The organism is Rasiella rasia (assembly GCF_011044175.1).
In the GTDB taxonomy this organism is placed as follows: domain Bacteria; phylum Bacteroidota; class Bacteroidia; order Flavobacteriales; family Flavobacteriaceae; genus Marinirhabdus; species Marinirhabdus rasia.
The window spans coordinates 707,346-734,297 of sequence record NZ_CP049057.1; the positions used below are offsets into that span (position 1 = coordinate 707,346).

25 protein-coding genes are annotated in these 26,952 nt (G+C 35.6%); 15 read left to right on the forward strand and 10 right to left on the reverse strand.

What is annotated here, in order from left to right:
* Window positions 1-48 precede the first annotated feature (48 nt).
* Complete coding sequence (locus G5B37_RS03265) at window positions 49-2,190, reverse strand: S9 family peptidase (RefSeq protein ID WP_164678646.1); 2,142 nt, start codon at window positions 2,188-2,190, stop codon at window positions 49-51.
* A gap of 78 nt (window positions 2,191-2,268) precedes the next feature.
* Between G5B37_RS03265 and G5B37_RS03270 the strand changes: the two genes are divergently transcribed.
* Complete coding sequence (locus tag G5B37_RS03270) at window positions 2,269-2,598, forward strand: YbaB/EbfC family nucleoid-associated protein (protein ID WP_164678647.1); 330 nt, start codon at window positions 2,269-2,271, stop codon at window positions 2,596-2,598.
* Window positions 2,599-2,629: 31 nt separating this feature from the next.
* On the opposite strand, the gene G5B37_RS03275 is transcribed toward G5B37_RS03270, so the two are convergent.
* A complete protein-coding gene (locus tag G5B37_RS03275) occupies window positions 2,630-3,082 on the reverse strand; it encodes a thioredoxin family protein (RefSeq protein WP_164678648.1) in 453 nt (150 codons plus the stop codon).
* Window positions 3,083-3,201: 119 nt separating this feature from the next.
* Window positions 3,202-4,305 (reverse strand): OmpA family protein, encoded by a 1,104-nt coding sequence (locus G5B37_RS03280; RefSeq protein ID WP_164678649.1) that lies wholly within the window; start codon window positions 4,303-4,305, stop codon window positions 3,202-3,204.
* A 224-nt stretch (window positions 4,306-4,529) separates the two neighbouring features.
* On the opposite strand from G5B37_RS03280, the gene G5B37_RS03285 reads away from it, so the two are divergent.
* A complete protein-coding gene (locus G5B37_RS03285; RefSeq protein WP_164678650.1) occupies window positions 4,530-4,850 on the forward strand; it encodes a YegP family protein in 321 nt (106 codons plus the stop codon).
* 54 nt (window positions 4,851-4,904) lie between these two features.
* Here G5B37_RS03285 and G5B37_RS03290 read toward each other — a convergent pair whose 3' ends face one another.
* From G5B37_RS03290 to G5B37_RS03300, 3 genes are read right to left on the reverse strand one after another with little or no spacing between them, the layout of a single operon-like run.
* The gene (locus G5B37_RS03290) at window positions 4,905-5,927 is read right to left on the reverse strand and encodes a threonine aldolase family protein (RefSeq protein ID WP_164678651.1); all 1,023 of its coding nucleotides are present in this window, start codon (window positions 5,925-5,927) and stop codon (window positions 4,905-4,907) included.
* Between the two features lie 21 nt (window positions 5,928-5,948).
* Window positions 5,949-6,572, reverse strand: a complete 624-nt coding sequence (locus G5B37_RS03295; RefSeq protein ID WP_164678652.1) for a hypothetical protein — start codon at window positions 6,570-6,572, stop codon at window positions 5,949-5,951.
* Between the two features lie 33 nt (window positions 6,573-6,605).
* Window positions 6,606-9,017 (reverse strand): zinc-dependent metalloprotease, encoded by a 2,412-nt coding sequence (locus G5B37_RS03300; RefSeq protein WP_164678653.1) that lies wholly within the window; start codon window positions 9,015-9,017, stop codon window positions 6,606-6,608.
* Window positions 9,018-9,249: 232 nt separating this feature from the next.
* On the opposite strand from G5B37_RS03300, the gene prfB reads away from it, so the two are divergent.
* The 4 genes from prfB (at window position 9,250) to G5B37_RS03320 (ending at window position 14,557) form a co-directional block, all read left to right on the forward strand.
* Window positions 9,250-10,357 (forward strand): peptide chain release factor 2 gene (gene prfB / locus G5B37_RS03305; protein WP_164678654.1). Its coding sequence is split into 2 segments (ribosomal slippage): window positions 9,250-9,312 and window positions 9,314-10,357, totalling 1,107 coding nucleotides; the frame shifts between segments, so codons are not numbered across the junction.
* 135 nt (window positions 10,358-10,492) lie between these two features.
* Entirely contained in the window at window positions 10,493-11,665 is a 1,173-nt protein-coding gene (locus G5B37_RS03310) for a tyrosine-type recombinase/integrase (protein ID WP_263649836.1), read from the forward strand.
* 54 nt (window positions 11,666-11,719) lie between these two features.
* The gene (locus G5B37_RS03315; RefSeq protein WP_164678655.1) at window positions 11,720-13,057 is read left to right on the forward strand and encodes a hypothetical protein; all 1,338 of its coding nucleotides are present in this window, start codon (window positions 11,720-11,722) and stop codon (window positions 13,055-13,057) included.
* 960 nt (window positions 13,058-14,017) lie between these two features.
* Window positions 14,018-14,557, forward strand: coding sequence for a hypothetical protein (locus G5B37_RS03320; protein ID WP_164678656.1), 540 nt, complete (start codon window positions 14,018-14,020; stop codon window positions 14,555-14,557).
* A 587-nt stretch (window positions 14,558-15,144) separates the two neighbouring features.
* Here G5B37_RS03320 and G5B37_RS03325 read toward each other — a convergent pair.
* The gene (locus G5B37_RS03325) at window positions 15,145-15,561 is read right to left on the reverse strand and encodes a hypothetical protein (protein ID WP_164678657.1); all 417 of its coding nucleotides are present in this window, start codon (window positions 15,559-15,561) and stop codon (window positions 15,145-15,147) included.
* Between the two features lie 1,280 nt (window positions 15,562-16,841).
* Between G5B37_RS03325 and G5B37_RS03330 the strand changes: the two genes are divergently transcribed.
* From G5B37_RS03330 to G5B37_RS03370, 9 genes are all read left to right on the forward strand, one after another.
* Window positions 16,842-18,062 carry an alpha/beta hydrolase gene (locus G5B37_RS03330; RefSeq protein ID WP_164678658.1) on the forward strand — a complete coding sequence of 407 codons (1,221 nt, stop codon included), beginning with the start codon at window positions 16,842-16,844 and terminating at the stop codon, window positions 18,060-18,062.
* A 246-nt stretch (window positions 18,063-18,308) separates the two neighbouring features.
* Complete coding sequence (locus G5B37_RS15150) at window positions 18,309-19,184, forward strand: nucleotide-binding protein (RefSeq protein WP_263649837.1); 876 nt, start codon at window positions 18,309-18,311, stop codon at window positions 19,182-19,184.
* 9 nt (window positions 19,185-19,193) lie between these two features.
* Window positions 19,194-19,421 carry a hypothetical protein gene (locus G5B37_RS03340; RefSeq protein WP_164678659.1) on the forward strand — a complete coding sequence of 76 codons (228 nt, stop codon included), beginning with the start codon at window positions 19,194-19,196 and terminating at the stop codon, window positions 19,419-19,421.
* Between the two features lie 580 nt (window positions 19,422-20,001).
* Window positions 20,002-20,631, forward strand: a complete 630-nt coding sequence (locus G5B37_RS03345) for a hypothetical protein (RefSeq protein WP_164678660.1) — start codon at window positions 20,002-20,004, stop codon at window positions 20,629-20,631.
* Window positions 20,632-20,879: 248 nt separating this feature from the next.
* Window positions 20,880-21,995, forward strand: coding sequence for a hypothetical protein (locus G5B37_RS03350; RefSeq protein ID WP_164678661.1), 1,116 nt, complete (start codon window positions 20,880-20,882; stop codon window positions 21,993-21,995).
* Window positions 21,996-22,061: 66 nt separating this feature from the next.
* Window positions 22,062-22,604 carry a lysozyme inhibitor LprI family protein gene (locus G5B37_RS03355; RefSeq protein ID WP_164678662.1) on the forward strand — a complete coding sequence of 181 codons (543 nt, stop codon included), beginning with the start codon at window positions 22,062-22,064 and terminating at the stop codon, window positions 22,602-22,604.
* 644 nt (window positions 22,605-23,248) lie between these two features.
* Complete coding sequence (locus tag G5B37_RS03360) at window positions 23,249-23,632, forward strand: hypothetical protein (protein ID WP_164678663.1); 384 nt, start codon at window positions 23,249-23,251, stop codon at window positions 23,630-23,632.
* Between the two features lie 591 nt (window positions 23,633-24,223).
* A complete protein-coding gene (locus G5B37_RS03365; RefSeq protein WP_164678664.1) occupies window positions 24,224-24,580 on the forward strand; it encodes a hypothetical protein in 357 nt (118 codons plus the stop codon).
* A gap of 200 nt (window positions 24,581-24,780) precedes the next feature.
* Complete coding sequence (locus G5B37_RS03370; protein WP_164678665.1) at window positions 24,781-25,464, forward strand: hypothetical protein; 684 nt, start codon at window positions 24,781-24,783, stop codon at window positions 25,462-25,464.
* A 238-nt stretch (window positions 25,465-25,702) separates the two neighbouring features.
* Here G5B37_RS03370 and G5B37_RS03375 read toward each other — a convergent pair whose 3' ends face one another.
* Genes G5B37_RS03375 through G5B37_RS03385 form a run of 3 tightly spaced genes read right to left on the reverse strand, consistent with a single transcriptional unit; the run spans window position 25,703 to window position 26,887 of the window.
* Window positions 25,703-26,143, reverse strand: coding sequence for a hypothetical protein (locus tag G5B37_RS03375; protein ID WP_164678666.1), 441 nt, complete (start codon window positions 26,141-26,143; stop codon window positions 25,703-25,705).
* A 10-nt stretch (window positions 26,144-26,153) separates the two neighbouring features.
* Entirely contained in the window at window positions 26,154-26,582 is a 429-nt protein-coding gene (locus G5B37_RS03380; protein WP_164678667.1) for a helix-turn-helix domain-containing protein, read from the reverse strand.
* A complete protein-coding gene (locus G5B37_RS03385) occupies window positions 26,579-26,887 on the reverse strand; it encodes a hypothetical protein (protein ID WP_164678668.1) in 309 nt (102 codons plus the stop codon). Before G5B37_RS03385 ends, G5B37_RS03380 begins: the two co-directional genes overlap by 4 nt.
* Between the last annotated feature and the right edge of the window lie 65 nt (window positions 26,888-26,952).

Genomic DNA, 26,952 nt, shown 5'->3' on the forward strand with positions numbered 1-26,952 from the left:
TTTCTCTCTCTTTAAAACTACGGCACAAAGGTACAGCAAATTATTTAATTACTCTGTTATACCCTCTAAGTCTAGTAAAAACGCATAATTCTTAGCTACTTCCTTTAATCCTTCAAAACGGCCCGAAGCTCCCCCATGGCCAGCTTCCATATTTGTATTCATCAATAAAATATGATCGTCTGTTTTCAACTCTCGTAATTTCGCCACCCATTTTGCTGGCTCCCAATATTGCACTTGAGAGTCATGTAGACCCGTTGTCACAAACATATTTGGGTAATTTTGTGCGCGTACATTATCATATGGAGAATACGATTTCATATAATCGTAGTATTCTTTTTCATTCGGGTTACCCCATTCGTCATATTCACCTGTAGTTAGCGGAATACTATCGTCAAGCATGGTTGTAACCACATCTACAAATGGCACGGCTGCTATCACTCCATTATAAAGTTCGGGTGCCATATTTACAACAGCTCCCATTAGCAATCCTCCTGCAGACCCTCCTTGTGCATATAAGTGTTCAGGAGAGGTATATCCTTCAGCGATTAAATACTTAGAAACATCTATAAAATCTGTGAATGTATTTTTCTTAGTGAGTAATTTTCCATTTTCGTACCATTGACGACCCAAATATTGTCCACCACGAACATGCGCGATGGCAAAAATAAATCCTCTGTCAAGCATACTTAAACGTACCGACGAAAAATAAGGGTCAATAGTTGCGCCATAACTACCGTATCCATATTGCAGAACTGGGTTACTGCCGTCCATTTTCATCCCTTTCTTGTAAATCATAGACACCGGAATTAATGTTCCGTCTGCAGCTGTAGCCCATACACGTTTTTCTTCGTAGTTGGCAGTATCAAACTTTCCCCCTAAGACTTCCGCTTGTTTCTTCACCTCTTTCTCTCGGGTTTCCATATTAAAATCTATTACCGAGGCTGGTGTTCCTAAAGAATTATAAGCGTAACGCAGAATTTTGGTGTCAAACTCAATATTTTGTGTTGGTGAAGCGGTATAGGTCTCACTCTCAAATGGCAGATAGTACTCCTCGGTACCATCCCAACGCTGAATATGTATTTTATTCAGTCCGTTTTCACGTTCGCTTACCACGAGATAATCTTTAAAAATATCGATATCTTCTAGATACACATCTTCTCGATGCGGAATCACCTCAACCCAATTGTCCATAGTAGTCTTGGTATCGGGAGTTTTCATCAATTTAAAGTTGGTTGCATTGTTCAGATTAGTCACCACATAGAAGTCAGAACCAAAATGAGCAATATTGTATTCTAATCCGCGCGTTCTTGGCTGAAATATCTTAAAATCGCCAGTAGGTTCATTGGCATCTAAAATTTGAAATTCTGAAGTAAGGGTACTATAACTTCCAATTACTAGAAATTTTTCAGACTTCGTTTTATACACATAGGTACCAAATGTTTCGTCCTCTTCCGTGAAAATTAGTTTGTCTTCGGCAGCGTCTGTTCCTTTTATGTGTCTATAAATCTGCGAAGAGCGTAGTGTTTGCTCATCCTTCTTAGTATAGAACAAGGTTTTACTATCATTTGCCCATGTAGAACCTCCAGTTGTAAGGGGTATATTTTCTTCGGAAATTTCCCCCGAAACCAAATTCTTTAGATGAATGGTATACTTACGTCTGCTCACGGTATCTACACCAAAGGCTACCCACTTATTATCTGGGCTTACGTTAATACCGTTTAAATTGTAATACGGATGACCCTCGGCCATTTCGTTTACGTTAAACATAATTTCTTCGTCAGCATCTAACGAACCTTTTTTGCGAGAATAAATTGGGTAATCTTTTCCTGTTTCAAAACGAGTAATGTAATAATATCCATTGTAAAAATAAGGAACCGAAGCATCGTCTTCTTTAATTCGGCTTTTCATTTCTTCAAAAAGATCTGCTTGAAAATCTTTTGTGTGCGCCGTCATTTTATCATAATAGTCGTTTTCACGCTCTAGATAATCGATTACTTCAGCGTTCTCCCGATCATTTAACCAATAGTAAGAATCGTCTCTTACATCACCGTGCATTTCGAGGTTCTTTGCAATCTTGTCTGCCGTAGGTGCCTTTATATCCATTTTTTTTGTTGAATCTGATTTTTTCTTTTCCTCACAGGAAACGGCAAAAATAAGACATGCTAGTGAAACAAATGTGAGTTTTTTCATCGGTGTTTGTTTTGAAGATAAAGGTTGATTAATATGTGTACAAAGTACTAAATTTGTACCGATATTAAAACAGAAATTATGTTTGGAGATTTAATGGGTATGATGGGTAAGCTAAAAGAAACCCAACAAAAAGTTGCAGCTACTAAAAAACGCTTAGATACTGTCTTGGTAGATGAGCAAAGTAACGATGGATTAGTAAAAATTACGCTAACTGCCAATAGAACTGTTAAAAGTATAGCAATTGACGACTCGTTGCTTGAAGACAAAGAGCAGCTAGAAGACTATCTTATTGTTACACTTAACAAAGCAATAGAAAAAGCAGCTGCCATTAATGAAGCAGAGCTAGCCGCGGTTGCCAAAGAAGGAATGCCTAACATTCCGGGCATGGACGGCCTGTTTCAGCAGTAAACAAAGTGACACTAGGCACAATGATCCTACCCTATTTTGTGTTTTTATCTAAAAATGCGAAGTGATTACTAGTGTCTCGAAGTGAGCTATATCCAGAAATTTTTGCCTTTTCCTTTCCGTTTGAATTAAGAATTAGAATCTTTGGAAACGTATTTTCTTTGTTATACTTAGCAATTACTTCTTTGTTATAGGCAAGTTGCTTCTCTGAAAGTATATCTACACGTCTCGGTCGGTCTATCATAACAAGTACCATATCTTTAGATCGTGTGAAAAATTCGTCACTTTCAAAAAAATCTTCTTTTAGCATTTTACAAGGAGCACACCAATCGCTACCCGTCATATACATTAGTATAGGTTGTTTCTTCTTCTTCGCTATTTTCTGAGCCTGCTCAAGATTGGTAAGCCATTTCAATTTAGAAGTTTCATCTTGCGCAATGGTTGCCGCTGTGCATAAGAGAAATACAATTAAAATCACGTTTCGCATAAAATGTAGGTTTATTTTACTAACGGTTTACATTCACTTTTCGTGCCAAATATGTTACAAAAAAAAAGGATTCGCAAATTTGCGAATCCTTTTAACATTGTTGATGGTTTGTGTTTCAACTAGTTATTAATCAATCTAAACTCTGTTCTACGGTTTGCTCTGTGCTCTCTTTCTGTACAAGAAACACCGTCAGAACAACGGTTTTTAAGTTTTGTCTCACCGTATCCATTAGCTACTAAAAGACTAGAGTTAATTCCTTTAGACTCTAAGTAACGTACTACAGCTTGTGCTCTACGCTCAGAAAGATCCTGGTTAGACGTGTTAGTACCTCTAGAATCTGTGTGAGAAGCAATTTCTAATTTAACACCAGGGTTTTGTGCCAATACAGGCATTAAACGAGTGTCGATTAAGTTTTTTGCTTGTGGTGTAAGTGTAGCACTTCCTAAATTCCAGTTTATTGGTAATGCTTGGTACTCTACCAAAGCACACTCTACTTCTTTCCAAGTAGTTAAACCTCCTTTAGACTGTAACACTTCTTTGGTTACTGTTCTGTATTCTGCAGGTACTGTTTCTTCAACAACCTCAGCATCTTTTACCATAACAGTTTTAGTAATGTTAGCGTATTCTGCTGGAATCTCATCTTCTACAATTCGTGCTGGCTCAATTACAACTCTCTTTGTATAGCTTCCCATTTTTTCAGAAATTGGGTTTCTGTTAAATGAAGCGTCATTAGCTAGTCTTGTAACACTCACCGTTGTAAACTCTGCAGGATACCCTTTATAACACCAGTAACGGCAATCGTTCGGGTTTCCAGAAGCACAATCCGGTGCTGGCGCACCTAATTCCCACTGTGCGTAGGCTGGCTTGATTTCAATAGTCTCGCTATCACTAGAAAAAGAAGCAGGAACTACACTTAAAGTAGATGCCCCTTGCTTTTTTACATACGTAATAGTTTCAGTACCCCACTTCTCTGGGATAACACGCATTTTTTTACCTGGAGCTTTAACCATTACACGCTCTGTTTGCGTTTCATACTGAGCAGGAATAGTTTTTAAGCGCTTGTACGCAGGCTTAGTCATTACTTGTACCGTTTCGTTTACATAAACGTCTGGCGTTGTACAACGCACGTAACATTTACCAGGTTCTGGGTTTGTTGGCAGGTCTTGCGCATAGGTTACCATACCTACAAGCAATGAAAGACCTAAGAGGATAATTTTTTTCATGTTGATGTAATTAATGAGTTAAAATTAGTATAAGGTACAAAATACGTGCTTAATTTTAACATACTCAATATCAAAAAATTACTTTTCGACAAAAGCACAGCTGATTTCGATAAACAACACAACGCTTTGTAAATCTGAAAATTAACGTAAAACTATATAGCAATTCCTAGATTTTTCCGATATTTAGGACGTAATAAATAAATAACAACAAAACCTATTTAACTATGTTCGAATTAAAGAAAAGCAACGATAAGTTTCATTTTGTACTTAAGGCTGGAAATGGTCAAGTAATTTTATCTAGTCAAATGTATGCTTCAAAAAGTGGCGCAATGAACGGTATTGAGTCTGTTCAGAAAAATTGTGGAGATGACAACTGTTTTGAAAGAAAAACTGCCAAGAATGGTAAATTCCATTTCAACATTAAATCTACCAACGGTCAAATTATTGGTAGTAGCCAAATGTATGCTGGCGAATCAGGAATGAACAACGGTATTGAATCTGTAAAGAAAAATGCCCCTGGTGCAGAAATAAAAGAAGTAGAGTAATACTTTTTAAGACTTTATAATTATACTAGCACGTCTCCTTAGGACGTGCTTTTTTTATGCATAATTAGTAAGCGTAGTAAGCATGGTGTCATGCATGTTATCTGTATAGTCTAAATGAGTTACTATGCGCAATTTACCTTGCCCCATATCACTTAATCGAATTCCTTTAGCCTCCATATCTTTCATAAACTTTTCTTCGGAAAGGGTCTCCTGCAAGTAGAATATCACAATATTTGTTTCTGTTGGCTCTACATTAGCAACATAAGCACAGTTGGCAAGTACTTCCGAAATTTCTGTTGCTTTTCTATGGTCTTCTGCCAATCTATCTATATGGTGGTCTAGCGCATAAATTCCTGCAGCGGCCATAAAACCTATTTGCCGCATCCCTCCTCCTAATATTTTCCGAACCCTAATAGCTTTCTCCATTAGTGTATCGCTACCTACTAGAACCGTTCCTAACGGCGTACCCAACCCCTTACTAAAGCACAACGAAATCGTATCAAACACCTTTCCGTACTTTTTAGGATCTTCACCCGTTGCTACAAGAGCATTCATAAGCCGTGCTCCATCTAAATGCAATCCTAACTTATTATGGTCGCAAACCGTTTTAATTTTTTCTATTTCAGCAAAATCATAACAAGCACCTCCGCCCTTATTCGTTGTATTTTCAAGACATACTAGCGTAGTTAACGGACTGTGATAAAAATCAGGCGGATTGATACTTTCTTGCACCTGCTGTGCTGTTATCATACCCCTAGTGCCGTCTACGAGCTTACAGGATACCCCGCTATTGAACGATACCCCTCCTCCTTCATAATTATACACATGTGCCCACTTGTCGCAAATAAGCTGCTCCCCTGGCTGTGTATGAAGTTTAATAGCTGCCTGATTTGCCATACTTCCCGTAGGAAAAAACAATGCACTGTCCATACCAAATAAATCGGCTACACGTCGCTCTAGCTCATTTACAGTTGGGTCTTCCTTATAAACATCGTCTCCGGTTTGGGCGTGCATAATAGCTTGTAACATACCTTGCGTAGGCTTTGTTACCGTATCGCTACGTAAATCTATTTTCATTGGGTTATGCCTTGTAGAAATTTATATCCTTTTACTATTGGGGTCTGCTTCAAATGTGTTGATGACTTTATCTAGCATTGTATCTAACGTTACCACTTCTAGCTTTTTGTTGTAGTTGTAATTTATATTCGCTTCTCTAGAATCGTTGGTAAGATCATACGGCTTGTACGCTTGAGAGCCCGTCACTCCTTTAAGTGTAAACTGAAACTTACGGTGGCAATTATTAATCTCGGTTCGGGAAATTGGCCCACCTTGGGCATTCGCTATTGCATAAGGCTTCACCTTATTATTTTGAAGGGCATCGCCATTTGTTTTAAAATAATTGTACACATCGCTATTGGTAACCTCGCTAGAAGCAAACATACCGCAGTTGTCAATTTTTTTAATCATTGTTTTGTTGTCCTCCATCCAAACAATGTAAGAAGCGGCATAGGTACCTTTAGAAAAACACCGAGACCCATCTCCCATTATAAACATTTGTGTATCGCCTTCGCAATAACGCTGAGTGGTAAAATATGTATTTATATTTCGAGCTTCCAACTTTTTAGTGAATGTTAATACGTTGGCATCTACAGTGGCCTGATCTCTTTGTGATACTGCTGAAACAGTAAAGAAAAGTATAAAAACAGTTGTGAGTATTTTCATAATTCTAATATAATAATGGTTAAAAGTACGCTTTTAATTATTTGTTACACCACATTGAAAACTACCAATTGGGCTCCCGTCTGGTATATCTGGTGCACTTTCAATTTTAAATTTTTCTGGTTTTTCTTTATAGCGCTTAATCATGTTTAAAAGTTCTTTGTCTATATAACTACGCTCCGCTAATATTTTAGCAATTACATCTATCTGGTCATTGGCGTACGCTTTGGTCTGAAAAACACTTTGCCCATTTACAGCCAAGTCCATCAAACGCTGTAAATACACATACCTAATGGTATAGTTCATTTCATATTCATAGTGGGAAGCTCCTTCTGCAGAAAATACTTGTTTTGTGGTTTCGTCAAGTAGCTGTTTTAAACTAAGATTCCCTCTGTCAAGTGCGTATTGCTGTACCAATCTATTTGCACGCTGCGGATGTAATAACAATCCTAACGTCATATCGCTTGCTGTGGCCGTTGCACCAAAGGCATCGAACGTTACACCGTTATTTCCTTTAAAACTTTCTCTGGTTCTCCAATACCCATAGGCGCGCGGTGGAAACAGAGCTAGCTTATCTTCTGGAATGGCTAAATGTTCTACTTTTAAAGTTGTTAATACCGCCTGAAGTGCTTTTTCTTGTTCTTTCTTCGGAAGGGTTTTATAAATTACTTGTCCGTCACCCTTAACTGCATAGTTATAATCTACCCCACCTATCATCTTAACGGCGGCTTCGGTTTGAAAACGATGGTAAAAATAGAGCGGTACAAACACATCTTCTAACACCGAATACGGCTCTCCCGTTTTTATATTATCTGCCGAGAAGTTAGCGATTGCCTGTTTCCGAAGTGCTAAAACATCTTCTAACTCTTCTGCCGCATCTTTACCATTGTCCCATAAATGAGCTTTTGCATGCGCACCTCCTTTTGCTCTCGCATCGCTATCTGTAATATAACGCAGACCACTATCTTGAGCTTTTTTGAGTATTTCATCTAAATATGCCTTTTCTGATACAGCGGTATTTGGTACATCGCTATAGCTATACGCCACCGTAACTTTATCCCATGCCCCAATGCCAGTGGCATACGCATTACTAAAGTCAACATTGTTACCTCGTAGCGTTAAGGTTGGGTGCGGATAATCCATTACACTAGCTCTACCATTGCTGCTGGCGGCAAAATTATGTGCAAATCCTATGGTATGCCCTACTTCATGTGCGCTAAGCTGCCTTATACGCGCCAAAGCCATCTCTAGCATGGGCTGGTAGTTATCATCTTGCTGGGCAAACGGTTTGTTCATTAGTGCTTGGGCTATCAAAAAATCTTGCCGAATACGTAAACTCCCTAAACTTACATGTCCTTTTATAATTTCGCCAGTACGTGGGTCTATAACACTCCCCCCGTAACTCCATCCTCGGGTACTACGATGCACCCACTGAATTACATTATAACGCACATCCATTGGGTCTGCATCTTCTGGAAGCATTTTTACCTGAAAAGCGTTGGTATATCCAATGGCTTCATACGCCTCATTCCACCAACGAGCACCCTCTAGCAAAGCAGAACGCACTGGCTCTGGCGTGCCGGGGTCTAAATAATACACAATAGGCTCTTTGGCTTCACTTTTGGCCGCCAACGGATTCTTCTTCTCTAATCTGTGGCGTGTTATAAATTGTTTTTTAATGGGTTCCCAAATTGGCGTACTATAATCTAGGTATGAAATGGAAAAAGAACCACTACGCGGGTCGAAAGCCCTTGGCGTATACCCAGGATCTGGAAGTTTAACAAAACTATGGTGTTGCACTACCGACACCGATCCAGGATCTGGTGCTACACTGCGTATGTTTCTGCCTTTGGCATCTCCCACAAACGTAAGTAATGCCTCAAATTCTGTGTTTTTAGGAAAGGCTTTGGTGCGCTCCATCCACAAAGTACTACGCGAGGCATCTAATTTGTACGCGCCTTGATTGTTATTCTTTAAACGCTGTGCCACCTTATGCGCATCTACCATTAAAAATGGCGTTACATCTATAATATAGTTTGCCTCTTGTGTTTCTTTAATGTCAAAACCATAGAGTACCGAGGTTGCAAATGCTTCAGAAATTGACTTTTTCTCGAGCGCATTATTGGTGATTGCTCTGTATTGTAAGTTGGGTTGAAACAGCAATAATTTGTTGCCGCTTTTTGTAAACTTCACTACGGCCTGATCGCCTAATTGGCCTCGATCTAAACCAATATCGTTACTGCCTAACCCCGTACGCAGTGAGTGTACATACAGAAATTCTTTATCTATTCTATCTTTCGGAACTTCGAGGTAGAGTTTACCTTCGGTGTCAGAATAGTAAAAATTGAAAAACCCTTCAGACCGTTGCAGGTCCTTTTTTGTTTCTAAAAATTGGGCATGACAAAGGATATTTCCGAAGAGAAAGAAAAACAGCAGCAGTTTTTTCATAGTATCGTTGAGCTAATCGATTAATAGTGACGGCTATGGAGTGGCTAAAGATATAAAATCTGAATGGGAAGCCATAGCACATCAGTTTTTCCTTTTTAGTGAGCGCTAGAAAGTTTAATTTTACACTTTGTAATGTTTCGCTTACGCGGAATATTTAGTACAACCAACCCTTACCTGTATCACATAGCTAAAGGGAATTATAAAAATATACTCGCCAGCGCGGGTAATACATATGATTACAAACGACCAACTTCAAGACCTTCGCTCCAGACTGGATGTGTTAAGGCAATATCTTTGACGTAGCTGGAAAGCGCGTAGAAATACAAAACGAAGAAGAAAAAACATTCGACCCCAATTTTTGGAACAATCCGCAAGAGGCTGAAGCCTTTATGAAAACCTTGCGTACAAAAAAGAAATGGGTAGAAGATTATGAAACGGCATTGCAGCTTACCGAAGATGCCGAGGTTATTTACGAGTTTTTTAAAGAAGGTGAAGGCACAGCAGAGAATGTAGAAATACGTTTCGGAAAAGCGTTAACAGCTATTGAAGCCTTAGAGTTTAGAAATATGTTGAGCCAAGAAGGTGACGATCTTTCTGCCGTGTTACAAATCACAGCGGGTGCTGGAGGTACCGAAAGTTGCGACTGGGCTAATATGCTCATGCGTATGTACCTGATGTGGGCAGAAAAGAATGGTTTTAAAGTTAAAGAATTAAACTACCAGGCTGGCGACGTGGCAGGGATAAAAACTGTGACCCTAGAATTGGAAGGCGACTATGCTTTTGGGTGGTTAAAAGGCGAAAATGGTGTCCACAGGTTGGTACGTATTTCACCTTTTGACAGCAACGCAAAACGCCACACCAGTTTTGCCAGTGTCTATGTGTACCCTCTAGCCGATGACACCATAGAAATAGACATTAATCCAGCCGATATAAGTTGGGATTTTGCGCGAAGCTCTGGTGCCGGCGGACAAAACGTAAACAAAGTTGAGACCAAAGCAATTTTAACGCATGCACCTTCTGGTATTGTGATTCACAATTCTGAAACGCGTAGCCAGTTAGAAAACCGGCAAAAAGCTATGCAGATGCTAAAAAGCCAGCTCTACGAAATAGAACTGCGCAAACAGCAAGAAAAACGTGCCGAAATTGAAGGAAACAAAATGGCGATTGAATGGGGCAGCCAGATTCGCAACTATGTGTTGCAGCCTTATAAATTGGTAAAAGATGTACGTACAAACCATGAAAGCACCAACCCAGATGCTGTGCTAGATGGATATATAGACGAGTTTTTAAAGGCGTATTTGATGATGATGGGACAAGGAGAGAAGAGTGATGAGTTGTAACCTTTTATAGCATCTGTTATTGGGCTTAGTCTACTAAAACTGTTTACAATTTTTATGCGCCGTGCATCTGCATAATTATAAATTAAAATTTCGGTATCTTTATACCTGCGTTAGCTCCCCCCATATTTTATTATTTTGAAAGTTACCATAGATTTAATTATGCATCGTGGAGAAGCGTGCTATTCTGTTGTTTTTCCGTATGATGCTGCTCTAAAAGCTATTATTAAAGAGTTTCGGTTTATTAAATATTCTGCTACCCATCGTTCGTTTTATGTATTTGCCAGCCGTTGGTCGCTTACAGAGCTGGTAGAGTCGTTGGCCGCCAAGGGTATCACCATTGACTACGGAAATGTGCTTCATGCTGAAAAATTAAAAGAAGCCTCCGCAGAAATTTCGTCAGAAAAAGAAGATCACAGTCGTGTGTTAGACGATTATATGTCATACCTCCTTGGATTACGATTAAGCGAGAGTACGATTAACACCTATGCTACCTTTATCTCAAATTTTATTTCGTTTTTGAATGGGAGTCCGTTAGAGTCTGTAAACAATGATACCGTACGTTTATTTGTTGAAGATGAAGTGAAAAAGAAGCAGTATGCCATTAGCAGTCATAGGCAACTTATTAGTGCCATAAAGCATTTTGCCACTTTGAATTTAGAAAGCGCCATAGACATAGACGCTTTAATTCGGCCAAGGAAATCTAGTTATTTGCCCACTGTTTTGAGTAAAGAAGAGGTGATAGATTTGTTGCGTGTGACTAAAAATTTAAAACATCGCACGGTACTGGCACTACTCTACTCTAGCGGGCTACGCATTGGCGAGCTCATAGACCTGGAACTACGAATGATAAATATTGACAGGCGGCAGTTATTTGTGAAAAATGCGAAGGGCCGGAAGGATCGGGTTGTTGTTTTAGCTGAAAGTTTTATACCGTTGTTTAGAAATTATTATATGACGTATACGCCGCAGCATTTTTTTGTAGAGAATCCGAAAGGTGGGCGTTATGGTGCTGGCAGTGTACGGCAATTTTTGAAGCAGTCGTGTAAAGCGGCGGGAATTACCAAGCGAGTAACGCCGCATACTCTAAGACATAGTTATGCCACGCATATGATTGAGAATGGCGTGGGTTTACGGTACGTTCAGGATTTGTTAGGGCACGCCAAGCCTGAGACCACGATGATATACACACACGTAGCTCAAAAAGATTTATTACAAATTAGGAGTCCGCTAGACACTGCCTTAACCGCCCTGTCTAAATCTGATAAAGACACATTGAAACTTCCGTTTTCAGACAACATTAGCGGATAAACGCATATATTTGTGAGGATATAACACGTTGGCAACAAGCTGAAAAAAACGACAATGAATATCCGAAATTGCAATTTTGAAAGATGGGCTGAGAACCATTCTCCGGAGCACAAAGACCGAATTTTTAGAGAGCTTTACCCGTATGCAATTTTTTCAAAGATAAACTTCAGCGAAGATAAATTAGGTGTAGAACAAAAAATACAATTTAATGGAATTGAATATTATTCAATAATTCAAAAAATTGAACTTCAGGAAAATAATAGATATCGTACTCTTTTTAAACTTTCTTCAAAACCAAAGTCTAACACACAATCTTGGAAAAACAGAAATTGGGACGACAGGTTTCAAATCGTTTATTCTCAAAATTTTGATTTTATAACTGTATTCACCAAGAACGAAGACCCTTCTAAAGATTATATAAAACGTTTTTATAAAGGCAATTTTCAAAAATTAGTTGCGAACAAATCAATTCCACTTTCTGATTTACTATTCAGAACCTTGACTTCCACTCTTTCAGAAGACCTTTTTGGTAAAGGAGATTACTATAAAGAGTTTGAGCTGTTAAAAAATGGTCATAGAAAATTACCTCGTTTTAAAGATTTTAAAATCAAACAGAGCAATTTTTTTAATCCAATTTTTTCACAAGGCAGAAAATTATGGATTTGTCATTCATTCAATGAAGAAAAAGCACACAGAATTGGTTTTTATAATGCAAACCAATGTGACGAATTGTATGTGATTTTTTGCAATCCAACTTATACAAAACACCATAGATGCAAATACCCTAATGTTCACATTATGTCTATTTATGAGTTCGTAGCTAAAAAATCAGAAGAAATAGAACTTACTTATCTTAAACAAATTAGATTTTTACAAAATCATCTTAATGAACAAGAAGAATATTCAGAACAAGAATTACTTAAAGAAATTAATAATCCAAAATTAGACAGTTATGAAATCTATAAGTCGGAATTAATGGAAGCTTTGGCAATAATGAGAATAAATCCAAATTCCGAAAATCAATTATTCCATTACTTGACTTCTATGAATCTGCTAAATGCTTGGATTGGTAAGGCCAAAAAAGAAAAGAAAGATAAACTGTTTTCTGATATGTATTTTTTTAAATCTTATTTAGCTAAAACAATAGAAAAGTTAGTGTCAAAAGACAATTTTGGTGCGAAAATATATCTCGAAAAGAATTTAGCAATGATTGAATTAAATGGTTTTCAATTTAGTTTTCATCACATAAAAATGAGTGATGAATTAAATGAGTATATGAATTCAAATTTGAACCAAAAAATTGAATGGAGTGGACAAAGATTACAACCAATTTCATCATTACTATTTAGATATTCAAAGGAACGAAGAAAGCCAGTTGCCAACAATGTATAAAAATAATAGCGGTTTAAACGCTAAAATAAAAGTAAGTAAATATAAAAAAGGTCTGTGTTTAACCGAAAATTTAGTGGGTAACAACCCGCTACTATTCTTATACTAGACCGTTGTAAACAATTTTGACAAGCCCTGAAAATTATTGAATTAGCTAAATGATATATGCCCGATTTATATTTGTTATTCTATTTCTTTTAGAATTACGATTTCTTCGTTTTAAACATAAAAGAGATAAATTCATTTGGATTGGAATAATTATCGTTTTTAGCTATTTCGGATATTTTTTCTTTTTAATCTATAAGAGAAGATTATTAGTTAAAAGAAAATTTGAACCGAATTTTGATCGAAATAAAATAAACTGAATAAAAACTGTTTACAACAACGCATATAATCCAGCGGTTACATTCGGCTTAAATTAAATTCCCTAACTTTATAAAAAAAATGGTACAGCGGATAAATACGTAGTGGCGGCGCCACTGCCCCACGGCTGATTCGCACGCTGACGCTTCCCACTTTCGCTGACGCAAAATGTTGGCACTGCCGAAGCTTGCCGCCCAAGACCCGCCGTATCATATGCAAAACCGTTACCAAACATTGGCACTAACGTTAGTTTAAAGAAACTGTTTTTACATCGGAATTATTTACGCAACTTATCAAACCGAATTCAATATCGGATTCATTCACGCTTTCTTGGAATTGTGTTAAACCTGAAAGATGCGTCCACGGCGGACTCAATTGCGCTTGCGGGAAATGTGCCAAGAAGATTATCCTTCTGCTGAAAGATTTAATCGCACTCGCTAAGCTCGGGTCGTGCAACGTTAGGTAACAACGCATAAAGTCCATTGCTTATTTTTAGATACTCGGAATCAATTGCCATTCGGGAAATCAGGGAAATTCTATGTAACTTGGTCTGGAAGTTCCGCAACGGAACTTTATGCAAAACCGTTGGTAATAATTATTATGAGAATATTTATATCCTTTCTTTTAGCAGTAACATTTGTAAATGCACAAGAAATAGATTCAAGAAGAATTTCAATTAATTCTGATTTTATCGACTCTGTCAGATTAGGACAATTTAATCAAACAAACTCTGACTTATACCTAACTATAGAATCAAGCCATGATGAATGTGGAGAATGGGGTGGGCACTATGAAATTATAACTATAAAATCTAATACCGTTGGTGAACTTTTCGCGGATTATAAAAAATACGGAGTTAGCTGTGATTCTGTCTCATACTATAATCAAAGGAAAAAAAATAAAATCAAACCAATACAACATAAAAAAGTTAAACTTGACGATAATAAATTAATTGCAATAAAAGAATTTAGTTTAGAATTATTACTAGCTAATTTTTCAGAAATTCGACCAGGTCATTCAGGTAAATTCTTTAAACTAAAACATAGAGATAATTTTACAATTGAATATTCTGATTATTTTGGTTCTAAAGGATTTATAAACGTTTATGATAGCTTTTTAGAAAAGTTAGGAGTAAAATAACTATTACCAACACCGCATATAATACAGCGGTCAGATGGTTAAGTGAATTGGGTTTCCTACAATTAATTGTAAATTAGTCCATCGGATAAAACCGATAGGCGGCGCCACTGCCCTGCCGACGCTAAAGCCAGATGCTACGCCACGTTGCTACTCCGCATCTACGCCCAGCCGAAGCAGCCGCTCATTACCCGCCGTATCATATGCAAAACCGTTACCAAACATTGGCACTAACGTTAGTTTAAAGAAACTGTCTTTACATCGGATTTATTTACGCAGCTTATCAAACCGAATTCAATATCGGATTCATTCACGCTTTCTTGGAATAGTGTTAAATCTGAAAGATTCGTCCACGGCGGACTCAATTGCGCTCGCGGGAAATGTGCCAAGAAGATTATCCTTCTGCTGAAAGATTTAATCGCACTCGCTAAGCTCGGGTCGTGCAACGTTAGGTAACAACGCATAAAGTCCATTGCTTATTTTTAGATACTCGGAATCAATTGCCATTCGGGAAATCAGGGAAATTCTATGTAACTTGGTCTGGAAGTTCCGCAACGGAACTTTATGCAAAACCGTTAGGACACATCTAATCAAAACTCAAAATTTTCAAAATCCTCTAAATCTTCAAAGCTTTCGAAGTCTTCAAAATTGTCTAATTGATCGAACTTTCTTAATTCGTTAAGTTGTAATTTTTGTTTAACGTAATTTTCTATACTCACGTATTGATAATCAAAATATATCTGATTAACTAGCACTTTTTTAATTACTATTTCATTAAACATAATTGAATTATCAGCAATCATGAATGTTGCTTCTTGAACTATATGATGATTCTGCTTCCTCAGTCTCTTGCTTATAGTTGAATAGGAAACTATAGTCTTTCGATCAAATCTGTCGTAAATCTCTTTTAGGTTAGTGAAATAACCGACAAAACTTTCAACTTTTTTTGTTAAAGAATCTTTGTTTTCGGAATCAATTGAAAATCCTTTGACAACATATAGTTTCATATAAATTAGTTTTCAACAAGTTTAAGAATATAATTAATATATACTCGCTTAATTATAGATTAAGTCAATTTTATCTCAATATATCAAATATATAATTTTTAGCTGTTAAGAACTTTGTATTTAATAATCTGACTTTGAAGGAATTGGACATTATATTTGGATAGATTAATTTTCATTTATGACATCTATCGCAGAAGTAAAAAAAAACATCAAATTCTATCAAGGGGAAACAAAAAAGTGGGAAAAGCGAGTTCAAAGGTCTCTGATAGGACTCTTTACAATTATCCTAATATTGACTCTTACACATTTAGGGTTAGTTGATTGGAATCCAGAATTAATTTTTAATGAAGTCTTTGATTATTATAAATATATAATTGTTTCACCTTTAATTATTTATTTCAGATTTTGTCTTAAACAGCATCGATCGTCAAAATCCTTAATGGATGTGTATAGATCAAATTCTATCTCTATAAGACTATCCAAGGAAGTAATTAATTTTCAATGTAAAATCAAAAAGGGAGAGTTGGAAGAGTTAAAAGACGTGTCCTAACAACGTATATAATTCATGGCTTAGATGGGTAAACGAATTAAACTTCCTACATTTTTTCACTAACTTGTCATTCGGATAAAATTGGCGAGGCTTGCCATCCGAAACGGCGCTTTTACTCCGGCTAAATTGAAAAATTTGGCTCAATCAAGCGCTCAACGCTCAATTCGCTTTAGAAAACATAGTCTAGGGTGGATTTCGTAAGAAGGGCTCATTAAGCCACCCTAGCAAGCAAAGTCGCCACAAATCATATACAAGACCGTTACCAAACATTGGCACTAACGTTAGTTTAAACAAACTGTCTTTACATCGGATTTATTTACGCAACTTATCAAACCGAATTCAATATCGGATTCATTCACGCTTTCTTGGAATAGTGTTAAATCTGAAAGATGCGTCCACGGCGGACTCAATTGCGCTTGCGGGAAATGTGCAAGAAGATTATCCTTCTGCTGAAAGATTTAATCGCACTCGCAAAGCTCGGGTCGTCCAACGTTAGGTAACAACGCATAAAGTCCATTGCTTAATTTTAGATACTCGGAATCAATTGCCATTCGGGAAATCAGGGAAATTCTATGTAACTTGGTCTGAAAGTTCCGCAACGGAACTTTATGCAAAACCGTTAGAGGCAATTTAAAAAAACACGATAGGTAAAAAGGACAAGTCTGGAATTATTTTTGATGTTGTCAATTATCCAAAAGAAATAATTACAAACTAAAACCTTACCAAACAAATGAGAAAGTCTAAAATTGTAATAACCATAATTACCTTGTTCCTATGTTTCAAAGGAATAGCACAATTTAATCAAAATAGCGAAAAGCAAATAGTAGTTGGGAAAGTTGATAGCTTATATTCCAAAATACTAAAAGAGCAAAGAGAAATTTGGATACATACACCTGAGGACTTTAATAGCACTAAAAAATATCCAGTTATTTATGTATTGGACGCATCTCAACAATTTTATGTTATTACTGGAATGCAAAAGCAACTAACGCCTTTCAAAATTCCTCAATCTATAATAGTTGGTATTACCAATACGGATAGAACAAGAGATTTCACGAATACTAATGTTCCTTTTCAACGCGGACACGAATCGGAAACTTCTGGAGGTGCCAGTAATTTTTTAAAATTCATAAATCAAGAATTAAAACCTTATATCAACAATAAATACCCAACCGAAAACAACAATACCATTATTGGTCATTCTACAGGAGGTCTTTTTGTACTTTATTCATACTTACATCACGAAAATTCTTTTGATAATTATTTGGCAATTGACCCAAGTCTTTGGTGGGACGAAGAAAATTTGGTTAAAGAAACTCAAGAACTACTAAATAAAGGAAATCGAAAAGAAAAGTCATTATATATAGCTGTGGCTAATAGTATTGGCAAAGCAATGGACACGGCTAAAGTTAGAAAAGACAAAACAGTTCCTACTGAACAGATTAGAGCCAATTTAAAGTTTCACGACCTATTAGTAAAAAATAATAAAGAGATTAATTTTAAATGGGAATACTTTGAGAATGAAGACCACGGAAGCATTGTTGTTCCAGCCCAGTATAATGGATTGCGGTCTATTTTCTCTTGGTTTCCATTCCCAGAAATGTGGCGTTTTAACACACCAAAAGAATATTCCGCCAAAGAATTAACAGAACCATTTAAAACCCACTATGAAAAATTGAGCATTCAAATGAAACGTGAAGTAAAACCTGATTGGGAATTACTAAATCAAGTTGGGTTCTTTATGTTGGATGGACATAATCTTCCTAAAAAAGCGTTAGCATATTTAGAACTGAATGCTGATTTCTATCCAAATGAATCAAAAAGTTTTGTTGCTTTAGGGAATTACTTTTTATCTCAAAAAAACAAATCAGAAGCAATTGACAACTATAAAAAAGCAGTTGGAATAGACGGAAATCAAGAAGCTCAAGCTAAACTAAAGGAATTAGAATAGTAATAAAAACTGCCTCTAACAACGTATATAGCTCATAGCTGGGCAGTTGCTAAATCGGAAGTTAAGGCATATTTGGAAAGTCGCCAAATTTTTAAATTTGACGATTTCCAATAAAAAGATAAATAGTAAAATTTAAAAATTCGGCTCGTGCTTAATCCGAAAATAATTTATAATTTGAACGCTACGAGCCATATACAAGACCGTTATGTGGCATTTGAGAGAAACCGAGAACAACATTTAAAATTTATGGCAAAACGAACTGCAAAATATACACCACCACCACCAACTGAATTAATCATTTCGAGAAAAGACTTTATTTCTAAACTTGAAGAAAGAATTGCAGAAGGTCAAGAAATCTTAAACTTTGGAGTCAAAACACAATCTGATTTTGACAAAAATCGTGAAGATTTTAATCATTGGAATGACTATAATTCCGAATACCTAAAACAGTCATTTAATAATGAATACAATGAATATAAAAAAAGATATGACGATTGCGCAATGTTCATTGGTTTTGGAAAAAGAGCACAAGGTCCAAAAGGTAAATTAGATAACTTTAAAGAAGTTGTTGATGTAAAACTAACTAACCTTAAAAAATTGTTAGGGAAATCAGACTTGCTTAAATCCTCAATTGAAGAAAAAACCGAAATGGCAAATACAACAGAAGTAATCGAAAATAAAACAAACAATATTTTTATAGTTCACGGTCACGATGAACATACAAAAACTGACCTTGCAAGAACTATCGAAAAACTTGGTTTAAATCCAATTATACTATCCGAACAACCTAACAGAGGACAGACTATAATTGAAAAATTTGAATTACATTCAGATGTTGGGTTTGCTGTAGTTTTATTAACAGCAGATGATTTAGGCAAAGTCAAAACTGAAACAAAAGATAAATACAGAGCTAGACAAAATGTAATTCTGGAAATGGGTTACTTCATTGGGAAATTAGGAAGAAGTAATGTGTTTCCTCTCTATGAAAGTGGTGTAGAGTTACCAAGCGATTTACACGGAGTTTTATATAATCCTATTGACGAAGGAAAAACTTGGAAATTTAAGCTAGTTAAAGAACTTATAGCATCAGGTTATGATGTTGATGCAAACAAAATATTATAAAATATCAATATGAGAGAATACAAATTTGAGGATTTTGAAATTGGACAAGGAGTTTATCATAAATCAAACACTAGAATTAAAATGATTGTTGTTGGAAAACAACCTGAAACCTATGAATTAAAGTGTCGCTGGGTTGATAAAGATGGTAACAGATTAGAAGACGTTTATTTATTTGCCGAATTAGTTAAATCGGATGACCACGATTGGGATAATAGAATCAGAATAACCACAATCTAAAAAAACGCCACATAACAACGTATATAGCTCATAGCTAGTTAGTTGTTTAACTGAAGATAAAGAATATTTGCAAGTCCGCCAAATTTTTTAATTTGGCTTATTGAGAAGAAAAGGTAATAAGAAAATTAAAAAATTCGGCTCGTGCTTAACCGAATAGTTATCGCTAATTTGCACGCTACGAGCCATATACAAGACCGTTACCAAACATTGGCACTAACGTTAGTTTAAAGAAACTGTCTTTACATCGGATTTATTTACGCAACTTATCAAACCGAATTCAATATCGGATTCATTCACGCTTTCTTGGAATTATGTTAAATCTGAAAAATCCGTCCACGGCGGATTCAATTGCCATTGCGGGAAATGCGGCAAGAAGATTCTCCCTCTGCTGAAAGATTTAATAGCACTAGCAAAGCTCGGGTCGTGCCACGTTAGGTAACAACGCATAAAGTCCATTGCTCCAATTATCCGTATCGGATAATTCTCGCGAACACAAAATCAGGGAGATTTTACGTAAATTGGTCTGGAAAAGTTCCGCAACGGAACTTTATGCAAGACCGTTGGGCACAATTAAGAAACTATGAAAATAAATTTATTTATACTTACACTTCTATTTACAAATTTCATTATATCTCAAAATTTATCAGAGAAAATATCAAGTGAAGTCTGCAATTGTTTATCGGAATCAAGGGAATATACAGAAGAATATATTCTGTCCTGTTTTTACACCAGCTTAGGTAACCACGAAGATGAATTTAATAAAATTGATTCTACTAATGAAAATGCTTTAAGTTTTGTTGACAAATTATTTTCAGATATAATTATTAAACTTCAAGATAATTGTGATGATTTATACATCTTTATATTGAAAGCTCGGGAGGCAACGATTGAAGAGTTTAAAACTGAAAATTCCAATACTAAAATCATTTCACTTACAGACTCCATCAATAATAATCCGAATACAAAAGTTTATAGCAAAAGAGCAATTTATTATTTTATCTCGGATAGATTTGAAGAAGCAAAAAAGGATTGCTTGAGCTGTTTGGAAATTAATTCTAATTATATTCCTTGTACTTATTTATTGGGTTGGATTGAAGAGAAGAATTTAGATTACTCTAAAGCAATCGAATTATATACAAAATTAGAAAATCAAGGCATGCCATTTATGCAATTATATATTTCTAGATTAGAGAAATTTACTAAGGAATAACTGTGCCCAACATCGCATATAATACAGCGGTCACATTTGGCTTCAATTAAATTCCCTAACTTTATAGAAAATTTGATACAGCGGATAAATACGTAGTGGCGGCGCCACTGCCCCACGGCTGATTCGCACGCTGCGCTTCCCACTTTCGCTGACGCAAAATGTTGGCACTGCCGAAGCTGCCGCCCAAAACCCGCCGTATCATATGCAAAACCGTTAGCAATAATGATAAAAAAACCTCGATAACTTCAATGAACCTTTTCCAATCCACATTTTATTATATTGCCAATAAGAAGGAAAACAACCAATTGGAAAAACCTTTTTTAGATTTCAAAAGGCAGTTAGATGTTTACGAAAAACAATTTTCATTAACTTTAAAATCCTACATCAAAGAATGGGATAATGAGCTTTTAAAATTAAAAACTGATTATGAAACTTCAAGAAAAGAGGCGGATAAAGTTTATGAAGAAGTAATGGCAGAAGTTGGAACTGACGATGACTTCGCACCGAATTACGCAATGAATGTATCTGGTTTAGATTATCTCGAAAGCAATTACGCTGAAAATCACGAAATTATTGAAAATAAGTATAAAGAGTTTTTAGACTTGTATAGTAAATCAATATTAGTTTCTCTATACGCATTAAACGAAAGTTCATTAAATCAGATTTGTAAAGTATCTGCTGATTTGTTTTCAAAAAAAATTAAGCCTTCTCATTTCAATTCAAGAGATTATTTAAATTCTTCAATAGATTATTTGGAGTTGGTATTGGAAATCGATACTTCAATTTTAGAAAAATATATCTCTAAATTGAAAGACATTCAGTTTATTAGAAACAAAATCGTCCACGCTGGTTCAATATTCTCTGATAACAAAATTGAAGATGTTGTAAAACGGAATGAAAAATTATTACACTTTGACAACGATAGTCAATACCTTAAAATAATAAGTTCAAAGTTTATAAAAGAGTTATTTACACTTTTTAAAGAATTGTATTGCGAAATTCTTTGGCTAATTGATGAAAAGCAAAACTCTCAAATATTAAAAAACGGAATTAAATATTGGTTAGGATTGTTAGATAGTAATATATTTATCACACAAGTTAAATATGAAAGAGTTTCTTTAAATAATCGGTCAATAAATTTTAAATTAAGTTCACGAAAAAAGACAATACCAAAAATTGATTGTAGAATGAGCTTAAAAAGAGCTAAAGAAAAAAAAGTAGAAATAACTGACCAAACTACTTCAAATGAAGTGAATGAATTTATGGAACTTGAAAACAAATCGAATGGTTATCGCTTAAGTGATGTTGTTAAAATATTTGATTTTGACAATGAAAAATTCGAATTGAATTTATTGATATATTGAGCAAGTTACGGAAATCACTATTGCTAACAACGTATAAAAATAATAGGGCAATTGTAGCAAAACCGAATGGTTCAGGCGCATTTGCAAGGTCGCCAAATTTTTAAATTTGGCTTATTGACAAGAAAAAATAATAAGAAAAATTTAAAAATCTGGCTTGTGTTTAACCGAATGGTTTGGGACTGTTTTCAGCCCTACTATTCTTATACAAATCCGTTGGCAACAAGCTATACCAAAATGAATCGAACGATATTCTTACTATTTCTGACAGCAAATTTGACCTGTTTTTCGCAAACTCAATTGGAGATGAATAAAGTTGCGAATCACGAATATGAAAATGCTAAAATTGAATTAGAAAAAACTTATCAAAAGGTTTTAATGCAGTATGACCAAAATCGGATTTTTATAAGGAACTTGAAAAAGTCACAACGAAAGTGGTTAAAGTACAGGAATGCACAACTGAAATTAAGATACCCTAAACAAGCAAGCGAAATGTACGGTAGCTCATTTGCTATGTGTAGAATTATTTTGCTAAACAAATTAACTAAAGAACGATCTGAAACACTAAACAGATTTTTGACTAAAAATATTGATGGCGACATTTGTTACTGATAAAAAGCCAGTTGCCAACAACGTATATAATTTATGGCTAAGTTGGTTAAGAGTTTGAAACTTCTTACATTTTTTGATTAACTTTCAAATCGGAAAAAACCGATAGGCGGCGCCATTGCGCTTCAAACGTCACCAGCCAAATGCTGCGCCACGTTGCTACTTGCATTTACGCTCAGCCGAAGCAGCCGCGAAGTCGCCACAAATCATATACAAGACCGTTACCAAACATTGGCACTAACGTTAGTTTAAAGAAACTGTCTTTACATCGGATTTATTTACGCAGCTTATCAAACCGAATTCAATATCGGATTCATTCACGCTTTCTTGGAATAGTATTAAATCTGAAAGATGCGTCCACGGCGGACTCAATTGCGCTTGCGGGAAATGTGACAAGAAGAATATCCTTCTGCTGAAAGATTTAATCGCACTCGCAAAGCTCGGGTCGTGCAACGTTAGGTAACAACGCATAAAGTCCATTGCTTATTTTTAGATACTCGGAATCAATTGCCATTCGGGAAATCAGGGAAATTCTATGTAACTTGGTCTGGAAGTTCCGCAACGGAACTTTATGCAAAACCGTTGTAAGGCATTAAAATAAACTGAATAGAATTACGTTTGAAACAATAAACAAAATTTAAGTAAATATGAGACAAGTATCTATTCTAATCTTCGCCCTATTTTTCTTTAGTTCTTGCGAAAAGGAAACTTTTGTTGACTATTATGTCGACAACCAATCTTCGAGTGTTATATCTGTTGACGGCACAAATATTATTGCCTCAAGCGACATTGACAAAACGATTAATCCGAACGAAAGAAAAGATGTCGCAACTTGGAGTAAGCGAGGTAAGGAAACTGACTATTTTGAACCAACTTCAATGTTTGGAAATGACATGGTAATTACAAATGCCGCAGGAGACACTTTGACGAAAGATTATAAAGTATTATCTAATTGGGCTTCTAACGTTGACGACCAAAGAACTTCTGCAAGTCACGAATACGTTTTAGTTATTACCGATTCAGATTTTTAATAAAAGAAAACGCCTTACAACAACGCATATAGCTTATGGCGGGTGAACGGCTGCCAGCAAGGTTTTTGCTTCGTATCCAGCTTTGATTTCGGTGGACAGGAAAGTACTTTGAAACCGCCACAAGCCATATGCAAACCGTTACCAAACATTGGCACTAACGTTAGTTTAAAGAAACTGTCTTTACATCGGAATTATTTACGCAGCTTATCAAACCGAATTCAATATCGGATTCATTCACGCTTTCTTGGAATAGTGTTAAATCTGAAAGATGCGTCCACGGCGGACTCAATTGCGCTTGCGGGAAATGTCGCAAGCAGTGTTTTCCTTTGCGGAAAACCTTGTGCTGGCAAATTCGGCTTTTGGTCGTGCCACGTTAGGTAACAACGCATAAAGCCCATTGCTTATTTTTAGATACTCGGAATCAATTGCCATTCGGGAAATCAGGGAAATTCTATGTAACTTGGTCTGAAAGTTCCGCAACGGAACTTTATGCAAAACCGTTGTGGGTAATTTTGGAATAATTGTTGCTTCAAAAGAAATATGATTCGACTAATTCCAATTATTTTTATTATGATCTTCGCATACTCCAATATGGATGCTCAAGAAAGACTTATAAACGACAATGAATTAGTTGGGTGCTGGAAATTGTTAAATCAAAAAGAATCAAATAAAACTTCAACTAACTCCTGGGTAGATTGTGGTTCCGACATGAATGGACCAAGAATTATTCTAAATAATTATAATGAATTTAAATATTATTCTGCAATAGAAAATAACAGATGTGGTAATACAACAATAATTGCTTCAGGAAGATTTAAATTCGACAAGGAGAATCAAATCATAAAACTAATTGATAGGAAATCACAAAAGACTATTTCTTGGAAATTGAAAAAAAATGGTGATATAATTTATTCTTCTGATTTAAACTACCCACAACAACGCATATAATACAGCGGTCAAATGGTTAAGAAGATGAAAAGTCGTACAAAAAACTTAACTTAGTCCATCGGATAATTCCGATAGGCGGCGCCATTGCCCTGCCGAAGCTACAGCCAGATGCTACGCCACGTTGCTACTCCGCATCTACGCTCTGCCGAAGCAGCCGCTCATGCCCCGCCGTATCATATGCAAAACCGTTACCCATAAGTTTGAATAAAACATTCGTCATCATATTAATTTTTTTTCTGATACTAATTGGGTGTAATCGGAAGCAGCATAAAGTAGATAAAATTCAAAAAGCCAAAATCGAAATTTATCTGCCAAAAGAAAGAATAGTTTCAAAAGATGGCTCAGAATTATTAAATGATTGGAATTTTAGAAAGGAATTAAAGAAAGATAGCTCTTCGATTTTGCTAAATGATTATCATTTAAAATATGCACGATATGATTCCATAACTCATAATATCATTTACGCAGGAAGTTTTAGTGCCACCGAAAACGATTTACCATCAACTCCATTTATTTACGACAACGAAATCTTAGGTTTCGATTTTGAAACGAGTGAAATAATTATCAGCGCAAGCGGAGTCGAAAAATTATGGAGTTTACAGCCAAATATGAATTTCAGCCGACAATTTATACTGACTGCTGATAGAAAACCGATTTTGACTGGTTATTTTTATAGTATATATTCTTCTTCATATGTAAAACACTTTTATATTGTTTACAATAGTGGCTACGAAGGTGTTGAAAAACCTGAGTTTAAAGATGAGAACTTTAAAATTGAGTATAATCCCGAGTCAGAATTTAATTGGGAATTAGAGAAATACGACTTTAAAAAGATCGATGAATTTTATGATGCATTTGAGAAAAGCGGAAAAATTGCGAAGTAAACCTATGGGTAACAACGCATATAATACAGCGGTCTGATGGTTAAGTGAATTGAAAATCCTACATTTAATCGTAAATTAGTCCATCGGATAGAACCGATAGGCGGCGCCATTGCCCTGCCGAAGCTACAGCCAGATGCTACGCCACGTTGCTACTACGCATCTACGCTCTGCCGAAACAGCCGCTCATGACCCGCCGTATCATATGCAAAACCGTTAGTGGTAATTTCTTAGATTTGAACTAAACGTTATTACTGATTAATGACGCGGGATCGATTAAAGGATAAATCTCATCTTGCATTATTGTACCTTTAACTTTTTCTGAGAGTATTCCCCTAACAGTGGAAATTGATAGTGATACGACAAGTTGTAATATTCCATTCGGAACATTATGACTACCGTCACTCGTTTCAATAATTTCAGCTAATGGAGTCATTTCAATAACATTTTCTACCTTTAATTCAGAAAATAATTCTCCAGTTTCCAAAATACTAATTTGAACCATTACTACACAAGTAATTTGATTGTTTTCTGGTTCGACCTTAAACTGAAAATTACTATTAAAATTAACTAAAGGCCTTACGTCTTTATCAAATTCCTCTAATAAATCAAACTGTGAATATTTAAGAACTTTGATGTTCTTAAATCTCATATCTAGTTTCTTTGATTCTTGTTTATCCATGTTCATTTGATTAATCCTCAACAGTTTCAAATTGACAATAATCCAATGGATTATTATTTGACGAAAAATTCTTCTCAGATTGTATTAAATTGAAATTTGTTATTCTAAATTCAATTGTAGTATTTGACAATTTTGATATAAACTTACACTCGTTTTTAGGATTAAGCTTGAACTCTATCCTCAAATTATACTTCTTTTCAAGCCTGTTTATAAAAGAAGTATTAAACTTTTTCACACCGGACATCAGTTGACTTATATATGCCTCAGAATATCCAATATCATCAGCAAAACTTCTCTGGCTGATACAATTTATATCCAAAAAATCATCAACCTCCTTCATTAACCTTAAACTAACTAAAGATTCATCTATTTTGCTTTTATTTTCTTTTATGTAAGAAGTTAAAAAGCCACTAGATTCTGTGTTCAATTTATCGTTCATTGCAAAAATTTTGTGATAGTGATTTTAGATATTGATTCTATGGTTTTCGTTAATTTCTTGTCGTTTGTTTGACTTTGCTTTCGTCCATAACGTGAAATATAATATTCTCTATAACCTTGGTATTTGATAACTAATGTATAAAATCGATGATTGTCGACCTTTATAGCATAAATTTCTCCTAAACTGCATGATCCCTCTCGGTTAAACTGAGTTCTGTTTGCAGTTTTATCTTGAATAGCCGCAACAACTAATGCAAATTTGTTTATAGTTTTTTCTTGTCTATTAATTTCATTGAATTTCTTCATCACGTCTGCATTACTACTATTCAAGTAAAACCTTACTTTGGCTACGTCACAGAAATGTATGCAAT

What these genes read in the sequence shown, in the direction of transcription:
- G5B37_RS03300 (WP_164678653.1), bottom strand. Translation starts at nt 9,017, where the DNA reads ATGAAAAAACTGCTGCTGTTTTTCTTTCTCTTCGGAAATATCCTTTGT.
- G5B37_RS03280 (WP_164678649.1), bottom strand. Translation starts at nt 4,305, where the DNA reads ATGAAAAAAATTATCCTCTTAGGTCTTTCATTGCTTGTAGGTATGGTA.
- G5B37_RS03285 (WP_164678650.1), top strand. Translation starts at nt 4,530, where the DNA reads ATGTTCGAATTAAAGAAAAGCAACGATAAGTTTCATTTTGTACTTAAG.
- G5B37_RS03360 (WP_164678663.1), top strand. Translation starts at nt 23,249, where the DNA reads ATGAGACAAGTATCTATTCTAATCTTCGCCCTATTTTTCTTTAGTTCT.
- G5B37_RS03350 (WP_164678661.1), top strand. Translation starts at nt 20,880, where the DNA reads ATGAACCTTTTCCAATCCACATTTTATTATATTGCCAATAAGAAGGAA.
- G5B37_RS03355 (WP_164678662.1), top strand. Translation starts at nt 22,062, where the DNA reads ATGGTTCAGGCGCATTTGCAAGGTCGCCAAATTTTTAAATTTGGCTTA.
- G5B37_RS15150 (WP_263649837.1), top strand. Translation starts at nt 18,309, where the DNA reads ATGGCAAAACGAACTGCAAAATATACACCACCACCACCAACTGAATTA.
- G5B37_RS03270 (WP_164678647.1), top strand. Translation starts at nt 2,269, where the DNA reads ATGTTTGGAGATTTAATGGGTATGATGGGTAAGCTAAAAGAAACCCAA.
- G5B37_RS03365 (WP_164678664.1), top strand. Translation starts at nt 24,224, where the DNA reads ATGGATGCTCAAGAAAGACTTATAAACGACAATGAATTAGTTGGGTGC.
- G5B37_RS03345 (WP_164678660.1), top strand. Translation starts at nt 20,002, where the DNA reads ATGAAAATAAATTTATTTATACTTACACTTCTATTTACAAATTTCATT.
- G5B37_RS03385 (WP_164678668.1), bottom strand. Translation starts at nt 26,887, where the DNA reads ATGAAGAAATTCAATGAAATTAATAGACAAGAAAAAACTATAAACAAA.
- G5B37_RS03340 (WP_164678659.1), top strand. Translation starts at nt 19,194, where the DNA reads ATGAGAGAATACAAATTTGAGGATTTTGAAATTGGACAAGGAGTTTAT.
- G5B37_RS03265 (WP_164678646.1), bottom strand. Translation starts at nt 2,190, where the DNA reads ATGAAAAAACTCACATTTGTTTCACTAGCATGTCTTATTTTTGCCGTT.
- G5B37_RS03330 (WP_164678658.1), top strand. Translation starts at nt 16,842, where the DNA reads ATGAGAAAGTCTAAAATTGTAATAACCATAATTACCTTGTTCCTATGT.
- G5B37_RS03290 (WP_164678651.1), bottom strand. Translation starts at nt 5,927, where the DNA reads ATGAAAATAGATTTACGTAGCGATACGGTAACAAAGCCTACGCAAGGT.
- G5B37_RS03315 (WP_164678655.1), top strand. Translation starts at nt 11,720, where the DNA reads ATGAATATCCGAAATTGCAATTTTGAAAGATGGGCTGAGAACCATTCT.
- G5B37_RS03295 (WP_164678652.1), bottom strand. Translation starts at nt 6,572, where the DNA reads ATGAAAATACTCACAACTGTTTTTATACTTTTCTTTACTGTTTCAGCA.
- G5B37_RS03320 (WP_164678656.1), top strand. Translation starts at nt 14,018, where the DNA reads ATGAGAATATTTATATCCTTTCTTTTAGCAGTAACATTTGTAAATGCA.
- G5B37_RS03380 (WP_164678667.1), bottom strand. Translation starts at nt 26,582, where the DNA reads ATGAACGATAAATTGAACACAGAATCTAGTGGCTTTTTAACTTCTTAC.
- G5B37_RS03325 (WP_164678657.1), bottom strand. Translation starts at nt 15,561, where the DNA reads ATGAAACTATATGTTGTCAAAGGATTTTCAATTGATTCCGAAAACAAA.
- G5B37_RS03375 (WP_164678666.1), bottom strand. Translation starts at nt 26,143, where the DNA reads ATGGATAAACAAGAATCAAAGAAACTAGATATGAGATTTAAGAACATC.
- G5B37_RS03275 (WP_164678648.1), bottom strand. Translation starts at nt 3,082, where the DNA reads ATGCGAAACGTGATTTTAATTGTATTTCTCTTATGCACAGCGGCAACC.